The organism is Streptomyces sp. NPDC057307 (assembly GCF_042667665.1).
Taxonomy (GTDB): domain Bacteria; phylum Actinomycetota; class Actinomycetes; order Streptomycetales; family Streptomycetaceae; genus Streptomyces.
Genome location: NZ_JBHUZM010000046.1, coordinates 35,201 through 50,631, shown reverse-complemented (window position 1 = coordinate 50,631; position 15,431 = coordinate 35,201). Strand labels below are relative to the sequence as shown.

The 15,431-nt window shown below is 70.9% G+C and carries 14 protein-coding genes and 1 pseudogene; 4 read left to right on the top strand and 11 right to left on the bottom strand.

From position 1 onward, the window contains the following. Positions 1 to 857: ATP-binding cassette domain-containing protein (locus ACFUN8_RS18305; RefSeq protein WP_383638151.1), on the top strand; the 857-nt coding region annotated here is incomplete at its 5' end. A 70-nt stretch (positions 858 to 927) separates the two neighbouring features. On the opposite strand, the gene ACFUN8_RS18300 is transcribed toward ACFUN8_RS18305, so the two are convergent. Further along, the gene (locus ACFUN8_RS18300; protein WP_383638148.1) at positions 928 to 1,557 is read right to left on the bottom strand and encodes a DNA-binding response regulator; all 630 of its coding nucleotides are present in this window, start codon (positions 1,555 to 1,557) and stop codon (positions 928 to 930) included. 671 nt (positions 1,558 to 2,228) lie between these two features. Here ACFUN8_RS18300 and ACFUN8_RS18295 point away from each other — a divergent pair. Together ACFUN8_RS18295 and ACFUN8_RS18290 are read left to right on the top strand one after the other, a co-directional pair. Continuing rightward, positions 2,229 to 3,695 (top strand): AMP-binding protein, encoded by a 1,467-nt coding sequence (locus ACFUN8_RS18295; protein WP_383638145.1) that lies wholly within the window; start codon positions 2,229 to 2,231, stop codon positions 3,693 to 3,695. After that, positions 3,692 to 4,738, top strand: a complete 1,047-nt coding sequence (locus ACFUN8_RS18290) for a hypothetical protein (protein ID WP_383638142.1) — start codon at positions 3,692 to 3,694, stop codon at positions 4,736 to 4,738. Before ACFUN8_RS18295 ends, ACFUN8_RS18290 begins: the two co-directional genes overlap by 4 nt. Before the next feature lie 243 nt (positions 4,739 to 4,981). Here the strand turns inward: ACFUN8_RS18290 and ACFUN8_RS18285 are convergent, their stop codons facing one another. From ACFUN8_RS18285 to ACFUN8_RS18270, 4 genes are all read right to left on the bottom strand, one after another. Beyond that, positions 4,982 to 6,964, bottom strand: a complete 1,983-nt coding sequence (locus ACFUN8_RS18285) for an esterase-like activity of phytase family protein (RefSeq protein WP_383638139.1) — start codon at positions 6,962 to 6,964, stop codon at positions 4,982 to 4,984. Beyond that, the gene (locus ACFUN8_RS18280; protein ID WP_383638136.1) at positions 6,961 to 7,383 is read right to left on the bottom strand and encodes a hypothetical protein; all 423 of its coding nucleotides are present in this window, start codon (positions 7,381 to 7,383) and stop codon (positions 6,961 to 6,963) included. Before ACFUN8_RS18280 ends, ACFUN8_RS18285 begins: the two co-directional genes overlap by 4 nt. Before the next feature lie 116 nt (positions 7,384 to 7,499). Continuing rightward, positions 7,500 to 8,168, bottom strand: coding sequence for an O-methyltransferase (locus ACFUN8_RS18275; RefSeq protein WP_383638133.1), 669 nt, complete (start codon positions 8,166 to 8,168; stop codon positions 7,500 to 7,502). Positions 8,169 to 8,318: 150 nt separating this feature from the next. Further along, on the bottom strand, positions 8,319 to 8,813 hold the full coding sequence (locus tag ACFUN8_RS18270) for a hypothetical protein (protein ID WP_383638154.1): 495 nt from the start codon (positions 8,811 to 8,813) through the stop codon (positions 8,319 to 8,321). A gap of 33 nt (positions 8,814 to 8,846) precedes the next feature. Here ACFUN8_RS18270 and ACFUN8_RS18265 point away from each other — a divergent pair. Further along, positions 8,847 to 9,200, top strand: a pseudogene (locus tag ACFUN8_RS18265) (helix-turn-helix transcriptional regulator); the annotation flags it as partial. A gap of 39 nt (positions 9,201 to 9,239) precedes the next feature. Here the strand turns inward: ACFUN8_RS18265 and ACFUN8_RS18260 are convergent. From ACFUN8_RS18260 to ACFUN8_RS18235, 6 genes are read right to left on the bottom strand one after another with little or no spacing between them, the layout of a single operon-like run. Further along, a complete protein-coding gene (locus tag ACFUN8_RS18260; protein WP_383638130.1) occupies positions 9,240 to 10,040 on the bottom strand; it encodes a thioesterase II family protein in 801 nt (266 codons plus the stop codon). 58 nt (positions 10,041 to 10,098) lie between these two features. Beyond that, positions 10,099 to 10,839 carry a 3-oxoacyl-ACP reductase FabG gene (gene fabG / locus ACFUN8_RS18255; protein WP_383638127.1) on the bottom strand — a complete coding sequence of 247 codons (741 nt, stop codon included), beginning with the start codon at positions 10,837 to 10,839 and terminating at the stop codon, positions 10,099 to 10,101. Then, positions 10,836 to 11,093, bottom strand: coding sequence for an acyl carrier protein (locus ACFUN8_RS18250; RefSeq protein WP_383638124.1), 258 nt, complete (start codon positions 11,091 to 11,093; stop codon positions 10,836 to 10,838). Before ACFUN8_RS18250 ends, fabG begins: the two co-directional genes overlap by 4 nt. After that, positions 11,084 to 12,130: a beta-ketoacyl synthase N-terminal-like domain-containing protein gene (locus tag ACFUN8_RS18245; RefSeq protein ID WP_383638122.1), complete on the bottom strand. Its 1,047-nt coding sequence runs from the start codon at positions 12,128 to 12,130 to the stop codon at positions 11,084 to 11,086. The genes ACFUN8_RS18250 and ACFUN8_RS18245 overlap by 10 nt, the downstream gene beginning before the upstream one ends. Continuing rightward, positions 12,127 to 13,263: a beta-ketoacyl-[acyl-carrier-protein] synthase family protein gene (locus ACFUN8_RS18240; protein WP_383638119.1), complete on the bottom strand. Its 1,137-nt coding sequence runs from the start codon at positions 13,261 to 13,263 to the stop codon at positions 12,127 to 12,129. The genes ACFUN8_RS18245 and ACFUN8_RS18240 overlap by 4 nt, the downstream gene beginning before the upstream one ends. After that, on the bottom strand, positions 13,260 to 15,110 hold the full coding sequence (locus ACFUN8_RS18235) for an AMP-binding protein (RefSeq protein WP_383638116.1): 1,851 nt from the start codon (positions 15,108 to 15,110) through the stop codon (positions 13,260 to 13,262). Before ACFUN8_RS18235 ends, ACFUN8_RS18240 begins: the two co-directional genes overlap by 4 nt. Positions 15,111 to 15,431 lie beyond the last annotated feature (321 nt).

Below are 15,431 nucleotides of genomic sequence, written 5' to 3'. Positions count from 1 at the left end.
TGCCCGAACCGTCGGTGCCCGAGTCGTCGGTGCCCGCGCCCCGGCGGCTCGGGCACGGCCGTGGCGTCGGAGCCGTACGCGCTCCCCGCGACCGTCCCGCGCCGGCGGTCGAGGTACGCGCCGTCACCCACGCCTACGGTCCCGACTCACCTCCCGTACTGGAACACCTCCACCTCACCGTCCGGCGCGGCGAACACATCGCCGTCGTCGGCCCGAGCGGCATCGGCAAGTCCACCCTCGCGGGCGTCGTCTCCGGGCTCGTCACGCCCGACCTCGGTACGGTGCTGCTCGGCGGGGAGCCGGTGACCGGCAGCACCGCCGAGGAGCTGGCGGAGCGCCGCGTCCTGATCCCGCAGCAGGCGTACGTCTTCACCGGCAGTGTCCGTGACAATCTCCTGCATCTGCGGCCGGACGCCTCGGACGCCGAACTGGCCTACGCGGTAGAGGCGTTGGGCGCCGAAGCCCTCGTGCGCCGACTGGGCGGCCCGGAGGCCGTACTCGACCCCCGGGCGCTGTCCCACGGTGAGCGCCAGTCGCTGGCGCTGTGCCGCGCCTACCTCTCCCCCGCGCCGCTCGTCGTACTCGACGAGGCCACCTGCCATCTGGACCCGGTCGCCGAGGCCCACGCCGAACGCGCGTTCGCCGCGCGGGCCCTCGCCGACGGAACGCGCGCGCGTGACGGCGCGCTGATCGTCGTGGCCCACCGGTTGTCGTCCGCGCGCCGGGCGGACCGGGTACTTGTGCTGGACGGCACCGCGCCACGGTTCGGCACCCACGACGAACTGCTGACGAGTTCCCCGCTCTACCGCGACCTGGTCGGCCACTGGCAGCACACGCCGCCGGCCGCCGACCGCTGAACTCCCCCGGCCGCAACCCGGCTCGCGGCCACCGGCACCGTCGCAGCCACCGCCACCGCTACAGCCACCGCTACAGCCATCCCGCGTCCTGGGAGATGCGAATGGCGTCCATACGATTGCGCGCGCCGACCTTGCGTATGGCGGAGGCCAGGTAATTGCGTATCGTCCCGCTCGACAGATTCAGCGACTTCGCGATCTCGCCGATCGGCGCCCCCTGCGCGGCGAGCGCCAGTGCGCTCAACTCACGCGGTGTCAGGGGAATCTTCGTCGCCTGGAGGAAATCACAGGCCAGGGAATCATCCACGAATCGCTCACCGCGCGCGACCTGGTGAATGCCCTCGATCAACCGGCTGGGATCGCCGTCCTTGTTGACATATCCCAGCGCCCCCGCCTCGAATGCCCTCAGCAGTGCTCCCGGCTTTCTCGCCGAGGTCAGAACCAATAACGCCCCCATACCGCCCTGCCCGTTGCCGGGTCCGGACCGTCCCGTGCGCGCCGGGTCATCGAGACAGTCGATGTCGGTCACCCAGACGTGCGGCGATGGACCGTGCGCCCCCTGGCGACCCGGCCGTCGGGGCGAGGCCGAAACGTCGAGTGTCTCCTCGCAGCGCAACAACGCGACGAGGGCGGAACGGAACAGTCCGACCCTGTGTACGACTTGAACAATGATCATGCGCGTCCCCTTGTAGTGGTCGGTCATCGGTCGGCATCACATCCACTGCCCCTGATACGCCGACAGGAACTCCGTTCCGACCGGAAGGTGAGGCACTTTTCATACCGCCGTGAGCCCCCGGCATGCACATGTGCTCCCCAGTACGCCCCCCTTCGTTCTATTCACTGACCACCTGCCCCGGAAAAGCTGTCACATCGATGCGACAAACGGAAAGGAAAAGAGAGATCCGGTCAGTCGGCGACTGAATCAAGTCGAAATTTCCGGGGTGACCAATCCTTGCCGTCGGACCGCATATGCCCCGCGCCGAGCCGTCGGCGAACAGGCCCTCGGGCCCCACCGCCCGAAGCGGGGCGCCAGATGAATCTGACGCGCAATCAGCGACGCCCGGACGGGCCCTGACCAGCGCGAAGGCGTGGCCGGCCGGGCATCCGCGGCTCAACTGGTTGGTAGATACCGTTGATCGGTCAACTGCCCTGCTCTATGGTCGCGTTCATCGAACGGCCGTCCCCGGTCGGGAGTGCACCACCAGGAGCCCAGCCGCCCCCCGGGCGGCGCGAACAAGGGAGATCCATCATGGTCAAGCACTACGTCAAGTACGCCTTCAGCACGCTCACCGCGGCCATGTTCGCCAGCATGATCTGACGGTCGCCCCCGGCCTGGACCGGGAAAACAACCCGGTCCAGGCCTCAGGAGGCACCTTGTTCGGCACCGCCCTCAGTCAGCTCCGCTACGGCATGGCGATCCTGCGCAACCGTCCCATCCGACCGCGGGACCTGGAACGCATCGCCCGGGACCTGGTCGCGACCCTGGCGGAGTTCGGCGAGCCCGGAGCGGACTCGGCCCTGCTCCCCGGTCAGTCGGGGTCCGTCGACCCCGCCGTACGACGGACCGTCATGGAACGCAGCCTGCGGGCCACGGCACAGGCCGCCGCCCGGCACACGGCCCACTACCGGCGGACCTTCGACGTCCTGGGACTCGACCCGGCCACCCTCACCCCGGAGACCTGGGACCGGGTGCCGGTCACGCCCAAAGAAGCCCTGCGCGGTCTGCCGGCCGCGTTCGTGTCCGCCGCTTCCGCCCCCGCGCTGATGGCGCTCACCACCGGGACCAGCGGCACCCCCACCACGGTCTGGTACTCCAGGGCCGAGGTGGAGATCTCGGTCGCCATGAGCACCGTCTCGGCCGTGCTCGGCATGGGCCTGCGGCCCCGCCACACCATGGCGTACGCGGGCTGTTCGCGGGCGACCCTGCCACTGCTCAACGTGGAGGAGTCGGTGACCCGCGTCGGTGCCTCGTTCGTCCAGATCGGCACCGTGGACCCGGCCGTGGCGCTGGACCGGTTGGCCACACCGCTCGGCCTGCGGGACAAGGCCCCGCAGATCACCCATCTGACGGTCTCCGCGTCCTATCTCTCCGCCCTGGTCGAGGAGGCGGAGCGGAGCGGCTGGCACGCGTCGGACTTCGGCCTGGAATCCGTCGGCGTCGGCGGCGAGGTGCTCTCCGAACCGCTGAAGGAGCGGGCCGCCGCCGCGCTGGGCGCCCGGATCTCCACGTCGTACATGATGACCGAGACCCTCCCGTCGGGCGGCATGCCGTGCACCGAGGGACATCTGCACCACACCACGGAGTTCGGGCACCTGGAGATACTCGATCCCGTGACACATGAGCCGACGCCGCCGGGCGCCACCGGCATCATCGTGTCGACGCCGTACGTGCCCTACCGGGACTGCACACTGCTGTTGCGGTACGCGACCGGCGACCTGGTCGCGCGCCCCGAGGCCGACCCCACGTGCGAGCTGTCCCATCTGCCCGCGACCTCGCCCATCCTCGGCCGCTGGTCGAGTCCGCTGAGCGTCGCGGTGCCCACCCGGTCGGTGCTGAACCTGCTGGAGGCCGAGCGGGACGTCCCGCTGCCCGCGCGCTACGCCCTGGTCGAAGAACCCGGAGGCCCCGTGCTCCATGTCCTGGTCCGCAGGCTGCCCGCCGAAGCGCTCCTCGGCGGGCTGGAGGAGCGGGCCACCGCGGCGGGCCTCGCGCTGGACGGCATCGTGCTCCACGACGACCCGGCCACCCTGCCGCCGACCGGCCCGGTCCGCGCCGATCTGCGCGAGCACACCTTCGAGTCGCCCCGCCCCGCCGCCGTACGCATGGCGAGCCCGGCATGAGTACCGCCATCGCCCTCGTGGGCCTCAACTGCGCCGTCGCCGCGATCACGGTGGCGGGCGCCGGCTACTTCGCCCGGGTCCGGATGCCCCGGCCCCCGGTCGGCAAGTACGAACTGCCCGACGTCGCCGTGATGACCGCCGTCGTGGTGGCGGCTCCCCTGGTGTATCTGGCACTGCCCCGGACCGCGGTGGCCGTCGTGTTCGGCCTGGTCCTCTGCGCCGCGCTCCAGTTCACTCTCGCGCCGCTGATCGGCGGCGGGCGGGCCTGGGCGGCCTCGGCGCTCTCCGTGGCCGTCACCGCCGTCTGCGCGTTCGCGGACCTGCCGGTCGCCGTGACGGTGCTCACCGACGTACTGCTCGCCGTCGCCGTGGTGGGCGTGGCCAACATGTGGGCGCAGAGCGGGATGCGCTCCGTCCACGCGGCGTGGTTCGCGGGCGCGCTCTGCTGCTACGACCTGGTGGCGACCGGACTCACCTCCGTGATGGACCGGTTCGCCGCCCAGGTCATGGGGCTGCCGTTCGCCCCGCTGCTGGCGGTCACCCAGGGCAGGCCGCCGGTGGCGCTCGGACTGGGCGACCTGCTGCTCCTGGTGCTGTTCCCGCTGGTCGCGGTCAAGGCTTTCGGACGGGCCGCCGGCGTCCTCGCGGCCGTGGTCGGCCTGGCGGTGTCCGCGGGCGTCAGCCTGCTGTTCGGCCTGGGAGCGCTGACGGGGGCGTTCCCGCTCCTGACGGCGCTGGGACCGCTGATCGTGCTGCAGCACGTGCTCTGGTCACGGGCCAAGGGGGGCGAGCGGACCACCGCCGAGTGGCGTGCGGGAACACCGCGTACGGCGACGTCCACCACCTCCCCGGACCCGGACCCGGCGCTCCTGAAGGCCCTGGAACCGACCGGCCTGGACACGCTGCGGCCGGAGTTGTCCCCGGGCGACTGGCTCGCGGTCGTCGACGGCCGGGCGGTGGGCAGCGGCACCTCGTCGGGCCGGGCCCGCAGGGACGCGCGGCTCCGCGGGTGCGACACGGTGCCGGTGGTACGCCAGAACTGAGCCGGGGCCGCGGGCGCGCGTGCCGGCGGCCGCGGCTGGAACCGGCATCGTTCGGCCTTGACCCGGAGTGCGCTCCAACTGCCGGCATCGGGCAACGACGGAGAGGCAGTGCCGATGGCTGAACTCCCGGCCGGACGTGCGGGAGCGTGTCCTGCTCGCGGCCAAGGGCCGCTTCGGATACCCGGGCGCGAGCCTGACACCGGCCCCGGATTCGGCGCCCGTCGTCCGGACCGGTGAGGGCGCTCAGGAAAGCCGGACCGCCACCGAGTACAACCGAGTGATCTGCCCCTCGCTGCCGTTGTCGTCCGAGACCAGATACAACGGGCGCCACCCTTTGTAGCGGCCGTCGGTCCACGTACCTCCCAGGGCCATGCCCTCGACGTTGTCGAGCAGCGGGTTGAGTTGTCTCGACTGCAGTGACGCCACTTCCCCGGGGCCGCCCGCGGGGCATTGAGCCAGGTCGAAGACAAGCTCGGTCTTGGCGAAGATGTCGGCCGGCAGGTTGTACAGGGCCTTCTCGTCCGTCACGTCTCGAGCGTTCGTCAGTGAGATCTCGGCGACCTGGATCGCGTTGCCGAGGTTCGACGTGAACTGGCGCTCCAGCGCCAGTAACCGGCCGCCGTCGACCGCGGCCAGCTCGACGAGATACATCCCGTCCGCGGAGAGATACGCGTACTGCCTGTCCGGGGTGTACGCGCCTCCGTGCGTTCCCCTGTAGCGCTGTATGCGCAGAATGTGGCGGCCGCGGGAATCGCCGTCCTGGGCGAGCGGGGCCTCCCAACCGGCGTACAGATAGCGGCCGTCGGGGGAGACGGTGAGCGATTCGATGCCCCGGCCCACCAGGGCACCACCCGCCGGCGGGTACTGGAGCTCCTTCGGCACGGCGATGGCTTCGCCGAGTTGCCTTCCGCTGGCGATGTCGAACCGGCGGATGGCGGGACCGGTCTCGGAACCGATCAGCATCGTCCTGCCGCCCTTCTCGACGACCAGGGCCTCGCCGTCGTACCAGTCCGGGAGCTTGCCGCCCTCCGCCGGACGCAGGGTGTAGGCCGTGCCCGCCGAGGGCTCCAGGCTGTACGGCGAGCCGAGTTCGAGCGGGAAGACCCGGCCCGGTGAGTTGTCGGCGAGCGCGAGTGCGGCGGGGGGATCGGCGGACAGCAGACCGAGGGCCGAGATTCCCTCCACCGGTTCGTTGTTCACCTCCTGCTTGTTGAGAGCGTCGGAATGGTCGAGCAGTACGGCCTTGGGAGAGCACGCGCCGGTGGCCTCGGCCGGGTGCAGTTCCTGCCAGCGGTCCACCGCCGGCGGCAGGACCAGCCCGAGCGCCAGGCCCGTCGCCCCGGCGAGCAGCGACCAGAGCGCCGTCCGGCCTCCGCGCACCGGTGGGGGCGGGACGGTGGGAACGGCAAGGGGCGGCAGCACCGCCACGTTGCGGATGAACTCCAGACCACCGACCCCGTTACGGTCCTCGTCCTGCGGTTCCTGCGGCAGCTCCGGGCGCATGCCCGCGATACGCGCCTTGACGGCCTCGAAGAGCACGTGCAGCCCTAGCATCCCCGCACCGTCCGGAACCCCTTGGCGCATGATGTCGACCAGGGCGCCGGTGAACGCGGTGCAGCTCTTCGGATCGGGGGCGTGCGAGGGCCTGTTGCGCGGCCCGGAGGTCATCACGTACGAGCCCTCGACGTCCCGCAGTGTCCCGACGGCCACTTTCCCGCCCCGCACCCCGCGGTCGGCGGTGGACATCTCCGTCAGCACCTGTCCGCTGAAGCAGCAGTCGAGGATGAGCACCCGGCGCAGGGCCGAGCCATGGTCCCGGATCGCCCTGCGTACGTCGGCGGCACGGACGCAGGTGTCCGGCTGGTCCTCGGCGGAGTCGGGCAAGGTCAGATGCAGCTTCTGGTCATGCCGGTCGAGGAGGCCATGCCCGGCGTAGTAGACGATCAGGGTGTCTTCCGCCCGCTTGGCGGCCTCCCGGATCGGACCGACCAGTTCGGAGGGGGCTCCCGGATTCGACACGGTCGTGACCCGGTCGTCGGGGATGCCCCAGATCTCCTTGTCGGTCAGGGCGGCCCGTAACCCGACGAGGTTGTGCGCGACGCCACGCAGTGAGTCGAGATGGGTGTAGCGGTCCACCCCGATCAGGACGCAGGTCGAGCGGTTCGGATCGATCCGCCGGGAAGGGCCTTCCAGCCGCTGCCCGTCCGGCTGCTCGACAACGGTCACGACGCGCTCCCGGGGGTGCGACGGAGGTCGGGGTCCGCGTCGGGGCCGGGGTCGGGTTCGGGGTCGGAGTCGTCCGGATGGGGGGCGGCTCCCCCGGCGGGTGGCTCCAGTCCGAATCTGCGCAGGACGGCTTCGGTCTCCGCCGCGTCCGCCCCGATTATGTTGATGGTGACCGGCGTCCGCGTTCTTCTGCCCTGACGCCAGGCCAAGTACGAGTAGGGCAGCTGCCCCAGCGCCGCTCCCGCGGAGATCGACGCGAGCACCGCGTCGAGGCTGGGGCCCATCCGCCCGGCCTCCGCGCCGGTGACCGCCTCGATACGGACATGGCCACGCAGGGCCCGGTCATCCGCGAGCCAGTTGTAGAGGGAGCGCAGATCTCCCTCCCGGTCCGGTCCTGTCGTCTCGAATCTGAGTTCCATCGGCTCCCCCGTTGCGGTTCGTCGCCGAACGACATACGTCTCGTGTGTGCCACACACGATGGTGCAACTATCCTACGGACAACGGGAGTTGCACCACGGGCCCGCAACAGGCGCGGTCAGCGTCTGCGGGCGATGGTCAGACCGTCCGCGATCGGCAGGAGCACCGACTCGACCCGGTCGTCGGCACGGACATGTGCGTTGAACTCGCGGATCGCCAGGCCGTTCCCCTCGGCGTCGGCGTTGGCCGCCTCACCGCCGTACAACACGTTGTCGGCGAGGAGGAGCCCGCCCGGACGCACGCGCGGTACGAGTTCGTCCCAGTAGGCGCGGTAGCCCGGCTTGTCGGCGTCCAGGAAGACGAGGTCGATCAGCGGCTCCGCCGGCAGGGATCCGAGGGTGTCGAGGGCCGGGGCGATCCGGAGGTCGATACGGTCCCGGACCCCGGCCTCCTCCCACGCCTGCTGGGCGATGGCGGTCCACTCCGTGGAGACGTCGCAGGCGAGGACGCGACCGCCGGGGGCCAGGCCCTGGGCCAGTGCGAGGGTCGAGTATCCCGTGAAGGTGCCCACCTCGACGATGCTGCGCGCGCCGGTCAGCCGGGCCAACAGGGTGAGCAGGACGGCCTGTTCGTGCGGAGTGCGCATCCTGGCGGGCCCACCGAGCGCCCGCGTGCGCGCGATCAGCTTTTCCTGGACGGGAGTTGGCGGTTCGGCCTGGGCCAGGAGGTAGTCGTACAGCTCGGGGGTGAGGGGGACCGACTTGATCGCGTCCGCGCGGCTGCTCATGTCGTGGGCCCTTCGGCAGGAGTGGGAGGGGGTGCCCGCCGGGCAACGGACTGCTCGGCGGGGGCCGCGAGGCGGCGGCCCCAATTGTGCCTCGCGGCCGGCCCGGCGCCCGGTACGCCGGAGTGTGCGGCGCCACGCGTCGTACGGCACCTACCGCTTGAACAGATCTTCACTCAGCGCCCAGAGGCGCCCGGCGGACTCCGGGTCGATGGAGTGGGACGTGACGGCGGAGTTGGGGTGCCGCGGGTCGAAGGGCCGCTGCTCGTCGTCCAGCTCCGAGATGTCGCTGTTCCTCAGATAGACCCCGCCGATGTCCGCGAGGAGGGGGCTGGTGGCCGCGAACACGACGGTGGCGGCCCCCTGTCGGGGTGTCTTCTTCTCGCGGTCGGGGTCGATGACCGGGCGGCCGGTCTCGTCGATCAGGCCCATGGCCCGCAGCCCCTCCTGGCCGCCGGCACTGTTGAGACTGGTGCCGACGACAATGCCCGGATGGGCCGCGTAGCCGCGGATGCCGTCGGCGGACCAGCGACGGTCCAGCTCGACCGCGAAGAGCACGTTGGCCGTCTTGGACTGCGCGTAGGCCGTCGTGTACTCGTAACCGGCCGCGAAGGTCGCGAACTGGACCTCGTAGCCGCGGGTGTCCACGGTCCGTTCCCGGGGTGCCGGGACGCCGGCGCCGGGTGGCTGCGTCTGCTGACGGACGAACGGCTGCGCACGGCGGTGACGCTCATGCACGCCCAACCGGGCACGGCCTGGCAGCTGGAGACCCTGGCACAGGCGGCCGCCATGTCACGTACGGCCTTCGCCACGCGCTTTCGCGCCGTGGCGGGCATGCCGCCGCTCACCTATCTCCACCACTGGCGCATGCTGCTCGCACAGCGCGCCCTCCGGGAGGGGAACGAGCAGGTCGGCGCGCTGGCGTCCGCTCTGGGCTACGCCTCGGAGAGCGCCTTCAGCACCGCCTTCAAACGCGAGACCGGGGAGCCGCCGCTGCGCTACCGGAAACGCGTCCGTGAGGAGGCGTCGAGGTAGGGGCGGCCCGACGTCGCGGGCGGCGCGGCTCGTCCGCGGTCATGGCGCCCCATCCGGTGTGTACGTCGGCCTCGGCCGGAGCAGGGTGCGGATCGTCCGCGTGATGGTCCCGGTCAGCTCCTTTCGGTGGTCGTTCAGATAGAAGTGCGCTCCCGCGTAGGTGTGCAGCCCGAGGAAGTCGTCCGTCAGGTGGGGCCAGGCGTCCAGTTGGCCGGGGGCCACCACGGTGTCGTCCGTACCGGTGAAGAGGGTCAGCGGTACCGGAAGAGGTTTCGCGGGTGTCTCGTGGTCCCAGCTGTCCGCGAGTCCGAGATCGTTGCGCAGTACGGGCGCGAACGCGGTCCAGAGGCTGTCGTCGCCCAGCAGCCGGTCCGGGGCGCCGCCCGTGGCCCGCAGCCAGTCACGCAGCGCCGCGTCGGAGCCGAGGCTCCGGCTCAGTGGCGGTTCCACGGCGTCCGGTTGGGGTGCGCGGAAGGCCGACACCCCCAGCCAGAGCGGCAGTTCGCGTGACGTGTCCCCGAGGCGGCGCGCGAGCGCGTACGCGACGCGGGCTCCCACACTGTGGCCGAAGAACGCGAACGGCCGGTTCAGCAGCGGTGTGAGGGCGTCGTCGAAGAACGCCACGAGGTCGGCGCAGTCGCCGATGAGAGGGAGGCCCTGCGCGTTCCCCCGGCCGGGCGCGTCCAGCAGGCAGATGTCCCAGTCGTCCGGGAAGTGGCGCGTCCAGCCGCGGTAGAGCAGATGGGAGCCCCCGGCATGGTGGAAGAGGAACAGACGCACCGCGGGATCGTCGACGGGCCGGCGCCGGGTGACCGGGCCGAGCGGGGCGATGGGTCTCATACGTGTCCTGCCCGTCGGGTGGGGTGCGGGCCCTGTGTCGCGAGGGCGGCCGTGCCGTTCACATCACCAACCCGCCGTCGATGCCCAGGACTTGGCCGGTGATGTAGGAGGCGCGTGCGGACAGGAGGAACGAGACCAGGTCGGCCACCTCCTCCGAGGTGCCGAACCTCGACAGCGGGATCTGACCGAGATACTTCTTCCTGGCCCGGTCGGACACGTCGGCCGTCATCTCCGTCTCGATGAATCCGGGCGCCACGGTGTTGGCCCGTACGCCGAATCTGCCGTACTCCTTCGCCATGGCCCGGGTGAAGCCGATGATCCCGGCCTTGGCCGCCGAGTAGTTGGTCTGTCCGGCGCTCCCCCGCACTCCGGCGATCGAGGACAACGTCACCAGGGAGCCCGCCCGGCGACCGACCATGCGCTCAATAGCGGGACGGCAGATGTGGTACGTACCGTCCAGGTTGGTGGTCAGTACGTCATGCCACTGGGCGTCCTCCATCGTCGCCAGCGGTTTGTCCCGGGTGATGCCCGCCGCCGTCACCACGGCGTCGATCGGGCCGAGTTCGTCCTCCGTCGCGGCGAGGAAGGCGCGGCTCTCGTCGGCGTCGGCGACGTCGACCCGCATGGCGAGGACGCGGGCGCCGAGCGCCGTCGCCTGCCGCTCGGTCTCCTTGGCGGCGTCGGCGCGCGAGACGTAGCAGAAGGCGACGTCGAATCCGTCCTCGGCCAGTCTGGTGACGACGGCCCGGCCGATTCCCCGGGAACCGCCGCTCACCAGGGCTATTCGCCTTTCCGTCACGCCACCGACCCCTCGGCGAGCAGGGATTCGACCAGAACGCGCAGTTCGGTGAGGTTCTGTACGGAGCCGACGGAGGTGTCCTGGATCGGTATGCCGTAGCGCTGCTCCAGCCGGGAGGATATTTCCAGCACCATCAGCGAGTCCATTTCCAGATCCTCGGCGAAGTGGTCACTGTCACCGACCTCTTCGGTTTCCAGCTCCAGCGAGAGGGCGACGATCGTGCGCAATTCCTCGACGTCCACGGTCAATTCCATGGTGAATTCTCCTTTCGTTCGACGTCCGGGCCGGTCAGCAGGAGTGCGGCTGCCGCGTCATCGGCATCGGCGCCTCCCGTGAACGCGAGCACCGTTCTCGTTCCGTGCGTTCGTATGTGGACGGCGCCGGCGGCGGCCTGGAGAACTCCCAGGGCGCCCGAGCAATGGCCCAGTCGCGCCGTGAGATCCAGGCTCTGCCCGGCGAGATCCGTGCTCTGCCCGGCGGACGTGGCCGGTGGGCGCGTGAGGTCGCCGGTGAGCCGGAGCCCGACGGGGGCGGAGGCGGGGGCCAGGGATTCGGCGGCCGCGACGGTGGGCGCGAGTTCGGCGCCGCGCGTGTACGCCGACAGATACGCGTACACGTCCGCCTGACGTACGGAGGCCGCCGCTTCGAGCACCACGGCGCACGCCACGTCGGGAACGGGCCGGCCGAGCAGCTTGTCGGCGTGTTCGGCGGCCGGTTCGACACCGATCACGACCGCTCTGCGGCAACGACCCGCCGTGATGAGACCGCGGGCCCACTGCACGGCGTCCAGCCCACTGGTGGCCCCGTTGCAGACGGTGAGGTTCGGGCCGCGCAGCCCGTACCGGATGGCGATCCAGCCGGCGACGACATTGCTCGACGTCTGTGGCAGGCCGAGCGGGCTCAGCCCGGTGACCGTGTCGCGGGCGATGGTGTCGGTGAAGTCGCAGACCGTCCGCAGAGTGCCGAGGTTGGAGCTGACGACCACGGCCGTGAGACCGGCCACCCGGTCGTCGGCGCCGTCGGCCGTCCCCCGGAAGTGTCCCTTCTCGTCCAGCAGGCCCGCGTCGCCGAGTGCTTGTTCGGCGGCGTACAGGGCGAGCCGCGACGCCCGGTCCTTGTGGCGCATCTCCCGGCCCTTCAGGGCCGTCGCCGGGTCGAATCCGTCCATGGGAGGCGCGTCGGCGAGCAGGTCGCGCACGGACCGGAGGCCCGGCACGGCCAGTCCGACGCCGGTGACAACGACGCTGTCCGGTACGGGGCGTACGAAGGCCGCCGCTTCCGCGCCGGTCATGCCGCCGCCTCGACCAGCGCGACCGCGTTGATCCCGCCCAGGCCGAAGGCGTTGATCTGCGCGGTGGTGATGTCGGCCTCGGTGGCCCCGCCGCGGACGAGTCCGAGTCCCGCCGCCTCCTCGATGGGCTCGGCCAGGCCGAGCACGGGCGGCACGGTGCGCCGCCGCATGACCTGGACGGCGACGACCAGGCTGAGGAGTCCGGATCCGCCGAGTGTGTGGCCCGTCATGGATTTGACGGCCGTCATCAGCGGGCCGCGGCCCGTACCGGCGAACACCTCGGCGAGGACGGCGGCTTCGGTCTCGTCGTTACGGGGCGTACCGCTGCCGTGCAGCATCACCAGGTCGATGTCCTCGCCGCTGACACCGGCACGCCGATGGGCGTCGAGAACGGCCGCGCGTATGCCGTCGGCGTCGGGTGCGGTGGCGTGCCGGGCGTCGCAGTTCATGCTGACGGCCGTCAGCCGGGCGAGCGTCCGCCCGTCGTGCGTGCCCGCGCGCCGGAGGACGACCGCGACGGCGCCCTCCCCCATCAGCATCCCCTTGTGGGACACGTCGAACGGCCGGAGTACCTGCGGGGATTCGTTCTGCACCCGGTCCAGCATGCCGAAGGCGCTCTCGGTGAGGGAGTCCGTGCCGGCCACCACGACGGTGTCGGCCGTGCCGGACTCGATCATGTCGGTGGCCAGGCCCAGCGCGTACAGCGAGGCGGAGCAGGCGTTGGCGAAGGTGTACGTGGTCACGGCGCCGAACGCGTCGCGCAGGGCGCCGCCGAAGTGAAGGTCGGTGGGGCGCAAGGGGGCGCCCTCGGTCCACCACAGTTCCGCACTGCGCTGCTCGCGCAGCGTCGTTCCGACGAGCACCGGTGTCCGGGACAGGTCGTCGGACAGGCCCGCGTCGGCGAGAGCCTGCCGGACGGCGTGGATCAGCCACTTGGTGGCCCGCAGCGGCTCGTCCCGGCCGGCGGTGGCGCGGTCGTCGATCTCGTAGGCGTGGCGGGTGCGGTACTTGTCACTGTCGAAAGCCTTCAGCGGGCTGCGCGTCTCCCGTCCGGCGCAGAGCGCGTCGAATATCTGCCCGGGTGTGCGGCCGATGTTGGCGATCGCTCCGCTCCCGGTGATGTCCCAGGTCACGGCTGGCTCACCCGCTTGCGGAGCTGGAAGGCGGCCAGCTTTCCGGTGGAGGTGACGGGCAGTTGGTCGAGGAACTCCACTCGGGCCGGGCGCTTGAAGGGGGCCAGGCGGGTGCGGATGGCGGCGGTGATGGAGCGGCGGACCTGTCCGGTGTCGGATCCGGTCTCGGCGACGGCGTACAGGACGGCCTGTTCCAGCCCGTGCGCGTCGGCCCGGCCCACCACCACGCAGTCCCGGACGCCATCGACGGAGCGTGCGACGGCCTCGATCTCGCCGGGCGGGACCTTGTAGCCGCCGAGATTCAACAGGTCGTCGGCACGGCACAGATGGACGATGGCCCCGTCGCTGTTGCCGTTGCTGTCGCTGTTGCTGTCGCTGCCGCCGTTGCGGATCGCGATGTCGCCGGTGTACACGCCGCCGTCGGCGAAGGTGGCGGCCGCGGCGTCGGGGCGGCCTATGTAGCCGAGCGCGACCGTGGGGCCGCTGATGTGGAGCCGTCCTTCGACGCCGTCGGGTACGGGGAGTCCTTCGGCGTCCCGGACGGTGGCCCGGACTCCCGGCACGGGCAGACCGATGGTGCCGGGCATCGGCCGGCCGGCGGGGGTCGCCACGACGATGTGCAGGACCTCCGTCGCGCCGAGCCCGTTGATCAGTTCGGCGGAGAAGGTGTGCTGGATCCGCTCGCTCAGCCGGGCGGGCAGATTCTCCCCGGCGGCGACGCACAGCCGCACGGATTCCGTTCGCAGGCCGCCCTCCGACGTGTCCCCGGACGCGTCGACGGACTCTGCGGCATCGACCAACGCCGCGTACAGACGTGGCACCGACCAGAGCACCGTCGGCCGGTGCCGGTCCAGGGCGGCTGTCACGGTGTGCAGGTCGATGCTGCCCCGTACGAGGACCGCCCGAGCACCGGCCGCCAGCGGAAAGAGCACCGTCCCACCGAAGCCGTACCCGAAGGACATGCGTGCCGTGGACAGCACCGTGTCGTCCTCGCGCAGTGCGAGCAGCGAGCCGAATCCAGCCAGGGCCGCCTCGACGGCACCCGCGCTGTGTCGAACTCCCTTGGGCAGGCCGGTACTTCCCGAGGTGTACTGGATCAGCGCCTCGCCGTCCGACGGCCAGGGAAAGGCGCCGCCCGCGTCAGGGCCACCATCGGCGCCGTCCGCGCGGACGTCGCGCCCGGCGATCCGCCGACGGTCCGCGAAGAGGGAGTCCAGGGCGTGTTGCCGCTTGGGCGCGGCGTCCAGGTGGATCACGCTCGCCGCGCAGTCGTCGGCGATGTAGCCGAGTTCCTCGTCGTTGAGGAGCGGGCTGACGACCACCGGTACGCAGCCGTGCCACCACATGCCGAGGACGGCCACGACCGTGGTGACGGAGTCGTCGGCGACGATCAGTCCACGGGTGCCGGCGGGGATGTCCCGCGCGGCCAGCGTTCCCGCGTATCGCAGGACGGCGTCGTGCAGCCCTCCGTAGGAGACGTCGCCGGAATCAGGATCGGTGTACGCGATCCGCTCCCCGCGTCCCTCGGTGAGGTGGACCCCCACCAGCCGCTGGACGAGGTCGACGAGCTGCGGCCCCGTCGCCGGCCGGTCGGCGCCCAGCTTCTCCAGCAGCACGGCCGCGGAGTCGTCGACGCAGCGCATGGCCGCCGCCTCGACGGGGCTGAGTTTCACCTTGAATTCTTTCTCGGCACGGACGACGACCTCGGTCTTCTCCAGGGAATCGAGGCCGAGGTCTTCGTAGAAGAGCGCGTCGTCCTCGATGTTCTCCTCATCCGTTTCAAGAACTTCGGCCACGATCGTCCGTAATTTCTGCAGCGGTGTGCCGATATTCGTTATGCCAGACACGAGGTGACACTCCTTCATATACGCCACTGTCCGGGGGCGGCAAATCGTCACTGGGCACGGATTTCAAAGCGGCGCGCCGAACAGAGCCGGTCTAAATAAGCCATTGACGAACCAGGTCGATCAATACCCCTGGCCGCGGATTTCACAAACGTCGAAAACAGGCCCCTCGGGCCGGCCTTCCGGGCGCCGATGGCGCGAACACGGCGGATGCACGAGTACATGGACTCGACCGGACAACCTTCCGGCGGGGCAACGCGGTTGACCTCCGCCGAGGCCCCCGGGAAGACCGGTCGCCGCACACCAGGATTGCAGCTATTTAGG